We start from the raw sequence: 17,396 nt of genomic DNA, 5'->3' as shown, positions 1-17,396 counted from the left end.
CCCTATTCTACTGAATTTTCTTTTGACTGCACCATCAAAATCCAACAATAATCCTTTAAAATAGTTACTATTGAAATGCAATTTATATAATCCTCAGATGTTAGAATCTCTTTCATTTCTTTAGCAATAAAATATTCTAGTTCTTGTAAATATGCATGTAACTCAAATAAATCTATGACATATTCTTCATCTTTATAAGTTGGAATAAAGGAGCCTTCCGGATATAAACTGGCAACGTATGACTTTTTGTCTTCCAACCACTTTTCAATTTCCTGTACCAGATTTAATTTGTCTGAAGCTAAAATCTCCGTTGCTATTGTCTTGACTACAATTAAGATAGTATTTAAAGCCCCTACTAACTCCATCTTTCCTATATGGTGACTTTTCTTTTGTAAAGTCAGAATATGGCTTATTATAATATCAATTTTAACTTGATAAGTTAAGTGACTCTTCCACATTTTCTGCTTTTTTCTATTATCATACATTAAATTCTCTTGAATATTTTTTGCATTTTTTGGTTCGCTTACTTCTAACTGAGTCATTGGAAAAGTTTCTTCTTTCTCCTTAGTATCAGATGATTCTGGTATTTCCATATATTCAATAGTAATATCCTTTAGATATTCTTTTGCAGAAGGTGTAATTACAGTTCCAGGTTCTAAGACTAAGAGTTTTGTTTCTTTTAATTTCGTCATACGGAGTAGTTTTTTTATTTTACTTTCCGTTAAAATAGCCATTAGTATTCACTTCCCCTCGATAAAGAAAAGGCTGGGCATAAGCTTTTATTATGCCTCAGCCCCACTTTTTATCTTCCAACTTTAAGCTTTCATCATGAATGTTCGAAACCTAGTTAAGATTGAGTATCGTATTTTGGTAGAATCACATCTACTTCCATATGTGGACGTGGTATTACATGAACAGATATTAATTCACCAACTGCCTCTGCCGCTGCTGCTCCAGCATCTGTTGCAGCTTTAACAGCTCCTACATCTCCACGAACCATAACTGTTACTAATCCGCCACCTACTTGCTCTTTTCCAATTAATGTTACATTTGCTGCTTTAACCATTGCATCTGCTGCCTCTACTGCTGCTACCAATCCTTTTGTTTCAATCATACCTAATGCATTTGTATTAGCCATTATAATATCCTCCTAGATTTTTTATATTTTTATTTTGTTATCAATGTTATTGCGTTACTCTTTACTTACTTTAACTTTTGTAGAACACGTTCAACAAGTAAATCTACCAATTGATCCTTACTAAGTCCCAAGTCTTCAACAGCTATAGCACTAACTTCTTCAAATATATCTTCTCCACGTATTTCATCTAATGTCCTAACGCCATAAACAACTCGGCGAAGATTAAATAAATTCTGTGGCCCAACATTGTCAGAAGTAGAACTTCCTCCTATAGCTCCACAACCTAGTGTCAAGGCAGGCATAAGGTTTGTAGTTGCTCCTATTCCACCTAATGTAGCCGAACAGTTTATTAGTAGCCTTGAAACTGGTACTTTTAAGGCAAACTCTTCTGTAATTCTTTTGTTTGTTGTGTGAATAACCATGGTGTGTCCTGCACCTTCAAAGTATAAGATCTCCATACTTAAATCGCGAGCTTCTTCCCAAGTATTTACCGTATAAAAAGCTAAAATTGGTGATAATTTTTCCCTTGAATAAGGTGCAAGATTACCAACACGTGTCTCTTCAGCAATAAGAACTTTTGCATCTTCTGGTACAGAAATACCAGCTAATTCAGCAACAACCTGTGCAGTCCTTCCAACTATCTTAGGATTCATTGTACCGTTTGGTCGTAGAATATACTTTTCAAGTTTCAGGGCATCTTCTTTTGATAAAAAATAACCACCTTGTTTCTTGAATTCTGCAATCACTTTTTCTTTACTAACTTCTTCAACGATAATAGACTGTTCAGATGCACAAACTGTACCATTATCAAATGTCTTAGATTCAAGAATAAGCTCAACTGCTTTTGGGATATTCGCACTACGTTCTATAAATGCAGGTCCATTACCCGGCCCAACTCCAATTGCTGGTGTTCCAGAGGAATATGCTGCACGAACCATTGCAGACCCACCAGTAGCAAGAATTAAGTCTGTATTTTCACTTTTCATTAATTCATTTGTTGCCTCTATTGTAACTGTTGTAATTACACTAATAGCACCATCTGGTAAGCCAACACTTTTTCCTGCCTCATTTATAATGCGAACTGTTTCCTTGATACAATTTACTGCACTTGGATGAGGTGAAAATACAATAGCATTTCCTGCCTTAATGCTTATTAGTGCTTTGTAAATGACTGTTGATGTCGGATTTGTTGAAGGAATAAGACCTGCAATTACTCCAACAGGAACAGCTACTTCCATATATTTAGCTTCTATATTATTTGTGATTATACCAACTGTCTTCATATCTTTAATTGCATTTAATAAATCTCTTGATGCAAAGGCATTTTTAAGGACTTTATCTTGCCATCTTCCAAATCCTGTTTCTTCTTGTGCCATTTTAGCTAGTTTCACACGATTGTCAAAAGCTGCCTTTGCTATAGCCTTGCAAATGGTGTCGATTTGTTCTTGAGATAACTTAGCAATTTCTTTTTGTGCTTCTTTTGCTTTCTTCAGTAGATCCCTAGTTTCTTGAACTGAAACAAGGTCTTTATCTATCAATCCCATTAATGTTCAACTCCTTTATCTAGCAATGCTTCAATAAGCACTGCTTTATTAGCAGATCTAATTTCTGATTTCTTTATGGTAGAAAGATTTAATTTATATGCAAGTGAACGTAAGTCAGCCACTTTCATTTTTTCTAGTTCTCTTTTATTAAAGAACGAATCTACAATTGTATCTGCCCCATGTTCCAAATTTTCTTGCAGAATTTCTTTTGATTCATTCAAAGGTACGAGTAAAGTATCCTTTTTTTCTTCCACTATTTCGTCTTTCTCTATTTCTTCCATAATGGGTTGATTTGATTCCTTTGAATCCGAAGGATTATCTTCTTTCTTACCAAATGATTTCATCAACATCTGCTCAACTTGGTTATCCAAACGTGGGATAACATGGCTACTGATTAGACAATTCTTATTTGCCACAGCAAATTCACCTGCCTCAACTGCTGCTTTCACTGCCGCAACATCTCCAATGATATGAATTGTTGTCAATCCTCCACGGATTACTTCACTTCCAAATAGAGTTACATTTGCCTCCTTTACAGCTGCATCTGCTGCTAGGATTGCTCCTAACTTTCCACGTACTTCAATTAAACCCAATGCCTTAGCCATAATTAACCACCACCTAATAGCTGGTTGGACTATCAGCAACGGCTTCCACTGCTTTGGCAAATGCTTCACATGCTGCTCTACAAGCAGATTGTGACCCTGTTAATAATGCTCCTGCAAAGTTTGTTTCAGATGGAGGCCCATAAAATACATTCATTTTTACATCAGCAGCTTTCAAAGCCGAATCAATAGCTACAATTGCTTCAAGCGGTGGTGCTATTAAATAAGCAATGGCTTCTCCTTCTTTAACATTTGCTCCTTTTGAAAGATAAGAACCTGTTCTAGATACGCAATGGGCAAAATAAATTATTGAATTATCATCATTTGCACTATAAAAGCTAGCTTCATTTTCTATTACCTCAATAGCACGATCTAGACCACTTCGTATCTCTGCTGGACTTGGACCTGCTAAAATTCCAATAACTTCTCCTGCTAATTTTGTAGAAGCATTAGCAGCTCCAGCATACATACTTCTTGCATATACAACTACTACATCTGATGCCTTCGTTGCTTCATCTAATGCTACATATGTTACATCATCAGAATCAGATGTAATAATCCCTAAGCTTTTTTGGTTTGGTGCTAATTTTAATTCCTTTGCCAATCCATCATCAACATTTGGAATGATTTTCACACTTAGAACATTTGCACCTAATCGTTCATTTTTCATTAGGAAACCTCCTCTTTAAATCAAGTAGCTTTTTATTTTTCTTTCAAATCTAAGCCAGACGCTTTATTATCTAACATTCTCTTGATAATTTCGGCAATATATGCTCCTGCTTCTACTGCTGGGGTTCCTTGTCTATGAATATTGGAGACTACTGTCCTTCTAGCCTCTGGCATACCAATGGTTGGTTTATAAGCTATATATGCACTCATAGATTCCGATGTAACAAGACCTGGCCTTTCTCCGATTAAAAGACAGACCACATCAGCTCCTGTTGCTTCACCAATCTGATCCATAGCTGGTACGCGACAATGTTTTATAAAAACAACCTCTCCAAAGTCAAGTCCAAACATCTTAAGGCCTTGTCGTAAGGAAGGCAAAACATCTCTAATATTTGCCTCTATTGCTGCTGAACTTAAGCCATCACCAACGATAACCTGTACTTTCTGATTTGGTTTCACAGCCTCTTTTATTGTATTTATTGCTTCATTTGAAAACTTACGACCTAAATCTGGACGTGTAATATATTCATCTTTATCCTTGCATTCAGTAGCAACCTCTAGAAATCCAAGCTCTTTAATTAAATCTTCGCTAACATAAGAGAATACAGCATCTTGGGCAGCAGCATGGTCAGCACGGAATCGAAGACTAGGTTCTGTCATATATCTTGTACCTGCCCTCCATAATCCCAAGCGAGCTGGTGTATAGGATTTCATTTTTAGATAACCTTCTTTATCTACTGGATCTGGCACTAAAAATTGATTGCGAATATCTACTTCTGTAATATCTGGTATAAATCCCTCTTCAACTTTCTGTGGCTTAGCAGATTGCATTATGTCTACAGTTGTTTTTGTGGTTGAACCATTTATAACTGGTGATACTTCATCTACCATTTCATTTAAAATTGATTTAATCATTTCTTTTAAGTTTAATTCATCCATTAGTTATCCCTCCTCTTAGAAATATTTAATGCTTTAAGAATACAGATGCATCACCAGCTTTAGAAGTTAAACGTCCATTTTCACTGAATCCCATTTTTTCTAACCATTGGTCAAATTCTTTTATTGTTCGTTTATTTAATAATTGTCTAATTGATGCACCTTCATGGTATCCTGTGGTTTGATAATTCAACATAATATCATCACCATTTGGAATAGCCATGATAAAGTTTACACCAGCTGTTGCAAGTAAAACTGTTAAGTTTTCAGCATCATTTTGATCTGCCTTCATATGGTTGGTGTAACAAACATCACAGCCCATGGAAATACCAGTTAACTTACCCATAAAATGATCCTCTAGACCTGCACGGATAACTTGCTTAGAGTCATACAGATATTCTGGCCCAATAAATCCAACAACTGTATTAACAAGGAACGGATCAAAATATTTTGCAAATCCATAACATCTAGCTTCCATAGTCAGTTGATCTACATCATTATGAGCATCGGAAGAAAGTTCTGAACCTTGACCTGTCTCAAAGTACATAACATTTGGACCAACTGCCGTCCCCAACTTTAAAGCCATGTCCTTTGCTTCTGAAAGCATCTTAGCAGAAATCCCAAAAGCTGCATTTCCTTTTTCAGATCCTGCGATGGATTGGAATACTAATCCTGTTGGAGCTCCTTGCTCCATTGCTTCCATCTGAGTAGCTACGTGAGCTAAAACAACATGTTGTGTTGGTATTTCCCACTCATTGATAAAATCATTAAACTTATGAAGAATACGCTTTACACTTTCTGTTGTATCGTCCACTGGATTTAGACCTATTACTGCATCTCCAGCTCCCATAGATAAGCCTTCCATAACTGAAGCCATGATACCATCCACATTATCAGTAGGATGATTTGGTTGTAAACGGGTTGAAAAAGTTCCTGGAATACCAATTGTGGTATTAGCAGTCTTAGTTATTGTGATCTTTTGAGCTCCTACTATTAAGTCTAAGTTGGACATAATTTTGGCAACTGCTGCTACCATTTCAGCAGTTAGACCATTTGATATACGATGAATATCATAGTTTGTCGTATTGCTATTTAAAATCCATTCTCTTAATTCAGCTACTGTCCAATTTTTAATCTTTTCATAAGTTCTAAGATTAACATTATCAATAATAATGCGTGTTACCTCATCCTTTTCATATGGCACTGCAGGGTTGTTAAATAAATCTGAAAGCGTTAATTGTGATAGAACAACTTTAGCTGCAACTCTTTCTTCAGCACTACCTGCCGCAACTCCAGCTAAATTATCCCCAGATTTTTCTTCATTAGCCTTCCCCATAACTTCCATTACGGATGAAAATTGATAGGTTTTGCCAAAAAGCTTTGTCTTTAAAATCATTGTACATCCTCCTTTTATCTTTAATTAAATACTAGTGTCTTTATAACTACTGGTAAAACAGAACCTTCTGCAATCGGCTTTCCAATGTCGATATAATCTCCATTTCGTACATGAACACTATCTATACATATAAATGGATAATCTTTAGGAAGATGTGCATACAGGCTATGGCCTAGTGCCTTTGCCATATCTTCTTTCACTACAATAACAAGTGGCAATTTCTCCTTAATCAACAAATCTAAACCCTTTATTATTTCTTTTGCTAAATCTTGAATAAATTTGAAGGAAGGACTATGTACACCTTCTACACCTAATCCAATAATTTGCACTTCCCCGTCTACCATAAACCATTTTACTTTTTCTTGAATAATATCTCCTAAATTCCCACAATTATACGTACTTTCATCATCTTTGGATAACTGTAAGATGGGGATATTCTTAAGTGGAAGTATGTCTTCTTTATAGGTGATTGTACTTCCAGAAACATCAGTGGTGTGTGATCCTGCTCCTACTACAGTTGCACGAATGGTTTCTACTGCTTGAATCACCTTAAGGGCTGTCATAAGGAGTGAACCACTTATTTTCTTGCCTAACAAAAGTCCAATATCACCATATTCAAAGGGATCTTGTAAACTTTCTTTTGTAATGCCATCTGCTACGCCACCAGAAAATGAAATACATTTAATTTGCAGCTTTGTGCTCAATGGTTTGTTGGTTATCAGCAAGTCAAAATAAGGGTTCTTTTCACCTAATCCAATGCTGTTTTCTAGTACCTGTACAAATATATCTAAAAGTTTATTTAGTTCCTTAAGATTTATCTTTTCATCTAGGTGAATATCTAAAGCTTCTCTTTTTATGATTTCCCTTACTTTTGGGGAAATATAACGAATGATTTCATTGGTATCCACCTTTATCAAGCGACCTCCAATATCAAAGCAAGCCGTATCCTCAATATCCCCATCGTTAAATACTGCTAGATTTGTCGTCCCGCCTCCAATATCAAGGTTTACAGCCGTTGTGTGTTGGCTTTCAGAATAGGAATAAGTGCCTGCCCCTTTACCAGCGATAATACTCTCTAAATCAGGGCCAGCTGTTGCCACAACAAAATCTCCAGCAAAGCCACTTAAAGCTTTAGCGACTGTCTGGGCATTTTCTTTTCGAACTGTTTCCCCAGTTATAATGACTGCCCCAGTCTGAATATCTGATTTTGTGATACCTGCTCTTTTGTATTGCTGCTCTACAAATGCCTTTATACTATCTGAATCTATTAGATTGTTTTCTAATATAGGAGTAAAGATAATATCACTCTTAAATATCACCTTTTTATCCGTAATAGAAACTCTTGGAATTGTAAAAACTGATGCCATATTTTCAATTGAAAGTTCTGATAAAATTAATTGTGTTGTTGATGTTCCAATATCAATACCAACGCTTAATAAAGTTTCTGACATTTTATCTACTCCCTTTAAATATGTTGAATATTTCGAAATTTTTCAAAAAATAAACGCTTAATAAAAGGTCTATAATTGTCCCCTTATTAAGCGCCTTTGCTTTTATCTATAACCTCATTGTCATAGTTTATATTTTAATTTTAGATATAATTATAATTTTTGCCCCTTCATTAATGGATTCAATATCAATTTTTCCCGATAATTTATTTTTTTACAAAACTAGTTATAATATGCAATCTCAAGTTAAAGATATTTTCATTATGAACATCATAACAAATACCATTGTCTTCCATTAACATGGTAAGGATAATTTCGTATCCATTAAGTGCTAGATAAAGGTGCAACAGTAAAATCTAAAAGACTTTCCATGGTTTCTAAAATGTTTTCTAAAGCAATTTTAACTGAGGAAACATCCCCTATTATAACCACTGCACCTGAAAATCTGTCGACAAAGCCAATTTCTATTTCAGCAGCTTTTGTCGCTATATCAACAGCGATAATTGATGCTTCACTTGGTGTTATAGTTAAAATCCCGACTGCTTCATTTCCAGATTGTACTATCCCCATCTTTGGATATAGTTCCGAGTCAGCCTTTGCAATAATATGTGCAACGGTGATTTGTTTACCAGGAACATATTCCTGTATAATTCTTTCATTTCCTTCCAAGTAATCACCTCATTTAATCAAAATTTATATAAATGATTTCCTTAGAATATTAATTACATCCTCTTTAGTTGGAGCAATAGGGTTTGTTGCTGTAGAACGATCTGCAAGAGCAGCTTCTGCTATTACATTTTTATCTGATTCAAATTGTTCCTTGCTAACTCCCCATTCGGAAAGATTCTTTGGAATGGAAAGTCTCTTTTCAAGTGCAAGGATTGCATTTACTAAACTTCGTACACCTATTTGTGTGCTTCCAGCATTTAATCCTAAGAATTTAGCAATTTCTGCATACCGATTTGCAGCGGGGGTAGTATTCTTACTATAATTCCCTTCAGTAACTCCTGCATTATAGCGAATAATATTTGGTAATAAGATACCATTTATTCTTCCATGTGGAATATGCCAACGTGCTCCTGCTGCATGTGCTATACCATGGTTTAGCCCTAGTGAAGCTATGTTAAAGGCCATTCCAGCCATTGTTGAGGCCATATGCATTTTTTCACGTGCTTCTTTATCATTTCCATCTTTATAAGCTCTATCTAAATAAGTGAATACATATCGTATAGCTTTTTCACTTAAAGCATCAGAGATATCATTGGCACTAGTGGAAACATAAGCTTCTATAGCGTGAGTAAGAACATCAATACCTGTATCGGCAGTTTGCTTAGGTGGTAAACCTGCAACAAGACCAGAATCTAAAATAGCTTCATCTGGCAATATTTGATCCGTAATCAATGGATATTTTGTTCCCTTTTCATCATCAGTGATAATCGAGAAATTCGTAACCTCTGAACCCGTTCCACTTGTTGTAGGAATAGTAACAAATCGTATCCCACTAAATCTATCCGTCAATTTACCAAAATAAAGCATAGCTTTTGCTGCATCTATAGCAGAGCCACCACCTATTGCTAATAAAATTGTAGCTGGAAAACCCTTACTATATTCTAACCCAGCAACAATGTTATCAATTGGGGGATCTGGAATAACTTCAGAAAACACCATTATTTCTGTGCTGCTATCAATATAGTTTCTAATATGTGAAAGTAACTCTGATGAAGCAATAAAAGAATCTGTTACTATCAAAATCTTTTCATTCTTAAAATCTGATAATCTTTTCAGACTTTCTTCACCAATATATAATGTTGTTCCAAATCTTATTTTTTGCATAGCTACTACTCCTTTCTAACAAAAAAACCATAGGAAAATAAATCGATCCGATTATTTTCTTATAGCTTCGTCTCTAAAAATTAGCACGCCATTGTGCTTGTTTTTTAATAGAATATTATTAAGTCTTAATCTTGTCGACGCCTTTTAAAAATGTATTCCTAGTTATTATAAATCCTCTTTTTTCAAATCTATATGGAATACCTTCCCACTTCTTTCATAAAGCACATCTTTTATGCCTTCATTTACATTTGCAACACGTGCTAATGAAAAAAAGTAATCTGATAAGCGATTAACAAATATCAAAACTTCTTCATTCATATCATTAGTCCATTGGAACGTTACTATCTCTCTTTCTGCTCTTCTGGCAATTGTTCTACAAATATGCAAAATACTTGCTGCTTGTGAACCACCTGGCAAAATAAAAGACTCCACTTCTTGAGGAATACCTGCATAAGCATCAATACGCTTTTCAATCCACTCTGTCAAATCAGATGTAACTCGATACGTTCCTTTTCCTGTTGGCGTTGCTAAATCATTGCCACAATCAAATAAATACTGTTGGATCTGTGTTAATTCGTTCTTCAAAGAATCATTGTTTTTTATAAGTGTGATAGCATATCCTACAAAACTATTTAATTCATCAATAGTTCCATATGCTTTTATACGTTCACTATCTTTTGCTAATTGAATACCACCGATTATCTTAGTATAACCTTTATCACCAGTTCTAGTATAAATTTGCAAATTTATTCCTCCTTCTCCTTAGAAAGATAGGCTATCAACTCTACTACTCCTTCATCTTCAACAGCTGAGAGGCGAAAAATTTTCCCGACACCTGCTAATTCTAATCTTTTCTCAGCATTTATAATAGCTTCTTCATTTGGTGCTAGATCTATCTTTGTAATAATTCCTATACATGGTTTCGTAAAATTTTGTGCAAAATAGGGTGAAAATGTCTGGCCTGATTCCGTCACGCTACAAACGAATCCAATGATATCTGAACTAGCGGCCATCATTTGTAGAGCACTATAGAATCTTCTATGCAAGACAAACTCACCTGGTGTATCAATCATCTGAGAATAGAACTCAACCGATTGTGTTTTTTTATATTTAATGCTCTCTCCTTGAATCCTTTGGCAAAGGGTGGTTTTTCCACTTCCAACTGATCCAATTAACATAATTTTTTTCATTTTCTATACCTACCTATTATGTTCTTGTTATTTGGGGGACAGAAAACTGCATAAGTTCCCTTAAAGAAATAACAACCTGTTCCATAGCAGATTGTACAGCTGCTACATCCCCTAAGATAAATACAGACCCACTGAACCTATCAACAAAGCCTATTTTAATAGGTGCAGTCTTTTTAGCTATATCCACAGCGATGATTGCAACCTCTGGGGGGGTTATGGTTAAAATACCAATTGCATGATACTTTTCATCATTCAAGCCTAATTTTTCAAAGATTCGATCATCTGGATTTGCTATGATATGTGCTAATGTCACTTGTTTACCTGGTACTGACTCAAATATCTTTCTTTCTAATGTATTCATTGATTCCCTCTTTTCATAATAAGAGCACAACACAGATTATTTATACTATATTCTTTGCTTTATAATGCAAATATAAGTATTCCCTTTATAAACAAATTCTAGTCACTTAGAATTTGTTTTAGTTTTTTATAGGCTATCTGCTTGTGCAATTCAAGTCCTGGACACATAAAAAAAGAACAAGGTACTCTACTAATTGGAACGTAGAGTGCCTTGTTCTATATCTTTTTTCTACATCTTACCTGTTACATCAACTTTTTTCACATCTAACCTGCTCTGTCACATTACTACCATCTCACCATACCCTGAGAGTACCAAAAGATGTCAGACCCCTATGGTATCCTATTGGTTGCAGAATATGTTTCTAAAACAGCCAATTTTTTATCGATTGATGCCTGCTTTTGCTTTACAATTCAAGTAAATCGAAAACAATAAAACCTTCAAAAATGTGTTGATTTTTTGAAGGTTTTATTTGATACAAATTCCATCTGTTTCAGAAATTCTGACGAATATGCCTTATGGTATATCAACAAAATAATATCTAATCATTCTTCCAGAGAAGACTCCGCTTCAAAACACTCTAAATATCTATCATCTCTGGTTTATAGTCATCAGGCAATTCTTCTTCACTTAAAAATTTGAAATTGTCATCATTCAGTATTGGTATAAATACTTCGTATGGAATCCTAGAAAACTCACAAGCATAATTACTGGCGCCAAACCACATACCCTCTTTGCTGCTCAGATTTAAACCTCTGGCAAATTTTGTGTAGTTTGAGCAATCATGAACTACTAAATCCCAATTTTCTTCATCTGCTATTTTCATGAACTTCAGAGTTAATTCCCTACTCCAAATGGGAGATATATAGCCATGTCTGGAAATATACATGTTTTCCCCATAATAATTGTCTATATTATTCTCATTTAAATGTAGTTCTGCACAATTGATAAAATCGAGTTTTGTCTCAAAGATTGCTTCCTTTTTCTTAAAAAATTCTTCGAAAAACTCAGGAGTCATCGGAGTTTCAATACCTACATATTTAATATATTTTTTTGCTATTCCAATATTTCCAATAACTTTGTCTGAACACTTAGAAGCCCCCAGATTGAAACGTATCTCGTTAAGACCAGCTTCACCTAATGCTTTCAATGCCTCTTCAGTGGCTAAAGTGCCATTTGTGTATAGATGTTGATAAATTTGAGCATCACTAAATTTCTTTATAACAGAATAGTATTTTTCAATTTCCATGAACGGCTCTAAATAAACGTAGGAAATGCCAGTGGGTTTCTGATGGATGGAAAGAAGCAGATCAATATCCTTCTCATAAAATTTAGTGCCCCCAATTTCCCACATATTTTCCCCAATTGGAGGAATATCTTCTAGCTGTCCATAATTATAACAGAACTTACACTCTATGTTACATTTGTTTGTTTTCCTAATTGCACTCAAACCAGTACCCAACAGACAAGAACGACATCCTTCTGGAAATTTGTTTTCATTTCCCACAAAAAAAGTTCTATTCTCCAAAGTTTTCAAGCCGCTAATTTTCGACATTAACATATCATTTCTATGATCGATCGTTGCCTCAATTTGTGCGAAGGTAGAGTAAATGATTTCTTCATGTTTTGTGTTAATCTCCTCTTCCCCAATCAATTGTGAAAAAAAATCAAACCATATCAATGCATCATTTTTTGAAATTTTCATAACGTATCCTCCCCTAATTAATCCTCTTGAAGACTCAATCCAAATCTTCTTGCTATGCTTTTTAATGAAAGTCCCGTCTTCATGTGCATTATTCAGAGCAAAATGAGAATTTCCTTGTATTATACCATATTTCAGGTGAGAAATGATAGAATGATTTTTCAAGTACTATATCATTATCTTTATTGCCATCTTAGGGAATTAATGATGTGTGCATATTATCCACTGCTATCTGCCCTTTGAGATTTTACCTCCTCAACAGCTTCAATTGCTATTAGGGTTTGCCCACCATAACCTCTTAGAGCAGAAAAAACTTACCTGTTGTAATTATTCTTGGAAATTCTACAGGATTTTTATAAAGGTTTCTTTTCTCAACTACAGTATCAATCGTGTCATCGGTGAACATCCTCTCATCTCCTACCGTAGTAACGCTTTCCTTTATACATTCTTTTAAATATTCTTTTTGAAAATCTTCAATATCCTTAGAATAAGGCTATTCCTTTGCTCAAACGGATATTTTTGAACTAACATTATAATTCATTTTCATAACACAACTGTCCGCAAGCAGCACTAATTTCAGAACCAAATTGTGTTCTAACAGTTACGCTAATACCAGCTTTCTTTAGTGCACTGCAAAATTGCTTGATAGCACTTGAAGATTGAAATTTAGAAGTTGTTTTGTCCGTAGAATTATAAGGTATCAAATCAATGCGATATAAATGCTCCCATGAACCACGATTTTTCAATAAACCTATAACTGCCTCTGCATGCTCTTTCGAATCATTAATTCCTTCAAGCATAATATAAGCAATAAACACTCGTCGTCCCGTATGAATAATGTGTTCATCTAATGTCTTCATCACCTCATTCAATGGAAATCTTTTATTTATAGGCATTAAATCGCTTCGTTGACTTTCAAATGGTGAATGAAGTGAAAAAGCCAGATTCACTTGTGGAAATTCTTTGGTCAATCTTTGAATTCCTGGTATAATTCCAATTGTTGAAATAGTAATTCTTCGTTGACTTAACCTAAATAAATTTTGGTCAGTTAAAATTTTTACTGCATCAAATAACTCCGGATTTGCAAAAGCCTCACCCATTCCCATAAATGAAATACTATTCAATTTATGTCCATTAAAATAGAAATAAAGTAATTGGTCAGTTATCTCATCAGCAGTAAGATTGCGTCTAGATCCGGCACTTCCCGTTGCACAAAAACGACATCCAAAACCACAACCACATTGGGAAGAAATACAAAATGATTCCCATCCCTGTTTATACTTTAATCCAACAGCTTCTATTCTTTCTCCATCAGTCAATTCGAATAACAATTTTTGAGCTTGTTTAGAGTCTTGTGAAAAAACAGGTATTACACTAAATACATTATTTCCAAACTCATTTACTAAAGCTATTCTTAACTCTTTTGGTAGTATATACATATCATCAAAGTTATCTATTTTTTGGTGAAAAATAGCTTTTGTAAGCTGCTCGTATCTATAATCAGGTAATTTTAGATTTGATACTATTTGTTTCATTTTTCCATATTTCGTTTTTGTCTGTTTCATGTAGCTTCCTCCTCACTATTAATAGCTAGGAAGCAAAGCCAGTATAATTAGCGACTTATACTACTCCATGCAAGGGTCGCCCAAAACATCTGGCTTTGCATGGAGCCTATTGTGTGTTACTTTTATATTCCCATTAAACATATTAATCACCATTTCTACCTTTACAATTTTATTGTTTTTGTTGCAACATTTTCACAAAATGCACTATCATGCTCAACAAACAAAATTGTAAGTTCATGCTCAATTAACAATTTCTCAATCTGCATACGGGAAATGACATCAATAAAATTCAATGGTTCATCCCAAATATATAAATGTGCCTGTTCACACAAACTTTTGGCAAGCAATACCTTTTTCTTCTGTCCTTCACTAAAATCCTCGATATTCTTTTCAAACTGTTCTCTTGAAAAATCAAGTTTTCTAAGCATCGATTTAAAAAGGCTCTCGTCAATACAGTGTTTATCTGCATATTCAGATAAGTTACCATATAAATCTGAAGTATCTTGTGAAACATACGAAATGATTAACTTATTATTCTTTCTTACAGTTCCACTATGAGGGATGTCTTCTCCATAAATTAATTTCAATATACTTGATTTTCCGCTGCCATTCTTTCCTTGAATAGCAATTTTTTCACCTTGCTCTATAGTGAAGTTTACTCCTTCACAGACAATTCTATCATCATATTCAATTGCAACATCTGTAAGTTCTACAATCTTTTTATCATGGAAAGCAAGCGGTACTATTTTTAAACTTTCATTAGATTCAATATTTTTAAGAAGCTTTGATTTTTCCTCAATCATGTTTTGCTGTCTAGCCTCTATGTTTTTAGCACGTTTCATCATTTTTGCAGCTTTATGTCCAACATATCCTTTATCTAATTTGCTCCCAGAATTAGTAGTTCCATACTTACTTCTTTCAACACTATCCGACCACGTAGATGTACGTTTTGCCGAACTGGAAAGTCTGTTAATATCCTTTTTCAATTTTTCGTTTTCTGCTAGTTCAAAACCATCTTGTAATTCTTTGTTTCTCCACCATGAAGAAAAATTTCCTTTTTGTATTTCAATATTAGTTTTATTAATAGACAAGATATGATCAACACAATTATCCAAAAAAGATCTATCATGTGAAATCAGAATAAATCCTTTCTTTTTTTTCAAGTAGTTACTTAGTTTTTGCCTAGCTTCAACATCCAAATGATTGGTAGGCTCATCGATAAGCAAGAAGGAGTTCTCCTTCAAAAACATAGCAGCCAACAATGCTTTGGTCTGCTCTCCTTTAGATAGTGTATAAAACTGTCTATATAAAGCATCGTCATCCATATCTAACAAAGATAATTCTTTTACTATTTCCCAATCCATTGAATTTGGACTAATCTCCCTTATGACATCTATGGTGAAATTGCTTTGCTCCTGCACCTCGTAAGGAAAATATTCAAAAGTCGCATCAGCTGAAATATTTCCATTATATTCGTATTTCCCAAGCAGAAGATTCAGAAAAGTAGTCTTTCCTCTTCCGTTTCTTCCAGTAAAGCCTAATTTCCAATCGGTATCAATTTGAAAACTTACATTTTCAAAAATATTATCATAGCTACCTTCATAAGCAAAGGTTAGGTTCGTAACATTTATTAAAGACATATTTTTGTCCTCCTCTGTATTTAATAGTATAAATAACAAAGTCGGAACAATAGGCGACCTTGTTATTACTCCATATAAGTGTCGCCTGCAGTGCCCGACTCTATATGGAGATTATCATGTGTTAGCGAAGTGTCTTTATTTATCATAATATTATTTATCCTCCTTATTCGAATTATTTATAAAAAAATAAGAGCCGCAAGAATTAATTATTCTTACAGCTCATAGATATACTTAGTTAAGCTAAGCATTATAGCATAGCACAAGTGTATATATTAAGAGAAAAAAGAATAACTTTCTTGCATGAGTACAACAAAACAAACAGAACATACCTGTCTATCTTTGTATTAATGTACCTTAAAAATTAGCAAGAAAAATTAATCATTTTTTCACCTCAAATTTCAATTTTTTTATCATTATACTATTATACGTCGAAAAAGTCAATAAAGAGTGAATCAACAAAATCTATTTCTTCTTTATCTTCACAACACACTCTACATGCTATTTTATATTTTTAGAGACTACTGGCACATAAAGGTCTGCAGTGAGTTGTCCCTGATTAAAATAGTAATATTCAATATCGTGAATACCAGCATGCTCATATTCCGATTCAATTAACCATACCGAATATATATAATCCCAGGTTTTTTGTACACTTTCGGTTATAGGGCCAAGAGTTCTAAAAATTGCATAAAGCGAAGATTCCAGTCTATATATCTCCATATTATCAGGAACGTAATTCGTGGAATTGACTTCATGACCTATCATATACTCAAAATCATCTCCACCAGAAAATATGCAAATGCCCATACATTCATCTGCATACTTCCGCTCTATTATTTTTTCGCCTTCCTTTTCACTATTCCACTTATGCCATAGCAGCGGTATATCCTGGAGGTTGCTCCCATCAGCCTTCACTTTTGCCCTTCTGCCTACTACATATCTTTCTGGAAGCTTCCTGTATAGAGGAGTTAATCCTTCTTTCATTAGTTTATACTTGAACAGCATATAATCAAAATTCATTGGTTCCCTTATAAAATAGAGCAATTTACTGTTTCGTACTTCAGAGGGATTTCTTCCATAAACCTTTTCAAAGGCTCGGCTGAAGGCCTCCCTTGATTCATAGCCATATTTTATACCTATGTCCACAATAGGCATGTTCGTATATACCAATTCCTTTGCTGCTTCCGTTATTCTTCTTTTCCTGATATAGTCTTTAAGTGAATCTCCTACTGCACCTTTAAAAATACGATGGAAATGATAAAGAGAATAGCCTGCTTCCTCTGCGATAGAAGATAAATCAATGTCATCATATAGATGACTCTCTATATAATTTATTGCTTTCTCTAGAGAATATACATAGGACATATTCAATCAT

General features: G+C 34.3%; 17 protein-coding genes. All 17 read right to left on the bottom strand.

The genetic code is table 11. The features are described from left to right. Positions 1 to 2: 2 nt before the first annotated feature. The 17 genes from CIW83_RS05845 to CIW83_RS05765 all read right to left on the bottom strand — a co-directional run bounded on the left by CIW83_RS05845 (position 3) and on the right by CIW83_RS05765 (position 17,386). Positions 3 to 734 carry a hypothetical protein gene (locus tag CIW83_RS05845; RefSeq protein WP_094899925.1) on the bottom strand — a complete coding sequence of 244 codons (732 nt, stop codon included), beginning with the start codon at positions 732 to 734 and terminating at the stop codon, positions 3 to 5. 113 nt (positions 735 to 847) lie between these two features. Next, on the bottom strand, positions 848 to 1,138 hold the full coding sequence (locus CIW83_RS05840) for a BMC domain-containing protein (protein WP_094899924.1): 291 nt from the start codon (positions 1,136 to 1,138) through the stop codon (positions 848 to 850). A gap of 65 nt (positions 1,139 to 1,203) precedes the next feature. Continuing rightward, positions 1,204 to 2,682: an acetaldehyde dehydrogenase (acetylating) gene (locus tag CIW83_RS05835; RefSeq protein WP_094899923.1), complete on the bottom strand. Its 1,479-nt coding sequence runs from the start codon at positions 2,680 to 2,682 to the stop codon at positions 1,204 to 1,206. Next, complete coding sequence (locus tag CIW83_RS24655; RefSeq protein ID WP_094899922.1) at positions 2,682 to 3,287, bottom strand: BMC domain-containing protein; 606 nt, start codon at positions 3,285 to 3,287, stop codon at positions 2,682 to 2,684. Before CIW83_RS24655 ends, CIW83_RS05835 begins: the two co-directional genes overlap by 1 nt. Before the next feature lie 13 nt (positions 3,288 to 3,300). Continuing rightward, entirely contained in the window at positions 3,301 to 3,954 is a 654-nt protein-coding gene (eutL, locus tag CIW83_RS05825) for an ethanolamine utilization microcompartment protein EutL (RefSeq protein ID WP_094899921.1), read from the bottom strand. A 32-nt stretch (positions 3,955 to 3,986) separates the two neighbouring features. Next, positions 3,987 to 4,892 carry an ethanolamine ammonia-lyase subunit EutC gene (eutC, locus tag CIW83_RS05820; protein WP_094899920.1) on the bottom strand — a complete coding sequence of 302 codons (906 nt, stop codon included), beginning with the start codon at positions 4,890 to 4,892 and terminating at the stop codon, positions 3,987 to 3,989. A gap of 25 nt (positions 4,893 to 4,917) precedes the next feature. Further along, entirely contained in the window at positions 4,918 to 6,285 is a 1,368-nt protein-coding gene (locus CIW83_RS05815) for an ethanolamine ammonia-lyase subunit EutB (RefSeq protein WP_094899919.1), read from the bottom strand. A 20-nt stretch (positions 6,286 to 6,305) separates the two neighbouring features. Then, positions 6,306 to 7,736: an ethanolamine ammonia-lyase reactivating factor EutA gene (gene eutA, locus CIW83_RS05810; protein ID WP_094899918.1), complete on the bottom strand. Its 1,431-nt coding sequence runs from the start codon at positions 7,734 to 7,736 to the stop codon at positions 6,306 to 6,308. A gap of 321 nt (positions 7,737 to 8,057) precedes the next feature. Beyond that, positions 8,058 to 8,402, bottom strand: coding sequence for a BMC domain-containing protein (locus tag CIW83_RS05805; RefSeq protein WP_094899917.1), 345 nt, complete (start codon positions 8,400 to 8,402; stop codon positions 8,058 to 8,060). Between the two features lie 24 nt (positions 8,403 to 8,426). Further along, complete coding sequence (locus CIW83_RS05800) at positions 8,427 to 9,566, bottom strand: 1-propanol dehydrogenase PduQ (RefSeq protein ID WP_094899916.1); 1,140 nt, start codon at positions 9,564 to 9,566, stop codon at positions 8,427 to 8,429. A gap of 165 nt (positions 9,567 to 9,731) precedes the next feature. Beyond that, positions 9,732 to 10,310, bottom strand: a complete 579-nt coding sequence (locus tag CIW83_RS05795; protein ID WP_094899915.1) for a cob(I)yrinic acid a,c-diamide adenosyltransferase — start codon at positions 10,308 to 10,310, stop codon at positions 9,732 to 9,734. A gap of 2 nt (positions 10,311 to 10,312) precedes the next feature. After that, positions 10,313 to 10,756, bottom strand: a complete 444-nt coding sequence (locus CIW83_RS05790; RefSeq protein ID WP_094899914.1) for a EutP/PduV family microcompartment system protein — start codon at positions 10,754 to 10,756, stop codon at positions 10,313 to 10,315. Between the two features lie 16 nt (positions 10,757 to 10,772). Further along, a complete protein-coding gene (locus CIW83_RS05785) occupies positions 10,773 to 11,117 on the bottom strand; it encodes a BMC domain-containing protein (RefSeq protein WP_094899913.1) in 345 nt (114 codons plus the stop codon). A gap of 577 nt (positions 11,118 to 11,694) precedes the next feature. Next, complete coding sequence (locus CIW83_RS05780; protein WP_094899912.1) at positions 11,695 to 12,819, bottom strand: radical SAM protein; 1,125 nt, start codon at positions 12,817 to 12,819, stop codon at positions 11,695 to 11,697. 527 nt (positions 12,820 to 13,346) lie between these two features. Beyond that, the gene (locus CIW83_RS05775; RefSeq protein ID WP_094899911.1) at positions 13,347 to 14,381 is read right to left on the bottom strand and encodes a Cfr family 23S rRNA (adenine(2503)-C(8))-methyltransferase; all 1,035 of its coding nucleotides are present in this window, start codon (positions 14,379 to 14,381) and stop codon (positions 13,347 to 13,349) included. Between the two features lie 161 nt (positions 14,382 to 14,542). Further along, positions 14,543 to 16,021 carry an Lsa family ABC-F type ribosomal protection protein gene (locus CIW83_RS05770; RefSeq protein ID WP_094899910.1) on the bottom strand — a complete coding sequence of 493 codons (1,479 nt, stop codon included), beginning with the start codon at positions 16,019 to 16,021 and terminating at the stop codon, positions 14,543 to 14,545. Positions 16,022 to 16,519: 498 nt separating this feature from the next. Then, positions 16,520 to 17,386 (bottom strand): helix-turn-helix domain-containing protein, encoded by an 867-nt coding sequence (locus CIW83_RS05765; protein WP_094899909.1) that lies wholly within the window; start codon positions 17,384 to 17,386, stop codon positions 16,520 to 16,522. Positions 17,387 to 17,396: the final 10 nt, after the last annotated feature.

This window comes from Tissierella sp. P1, assembly GCF_002266425.1.
Lineage (GTDB): Bacteria > Bacillota > Clostridia > Tissierellales > Tissierellaceae > Tissierella > Tissierella carlieri.
The sequence above is the reverse complement of the archived record's forward strand: the minus strand, read 5'-3'. Positions and strand labels throughout refer to the sequence as shown.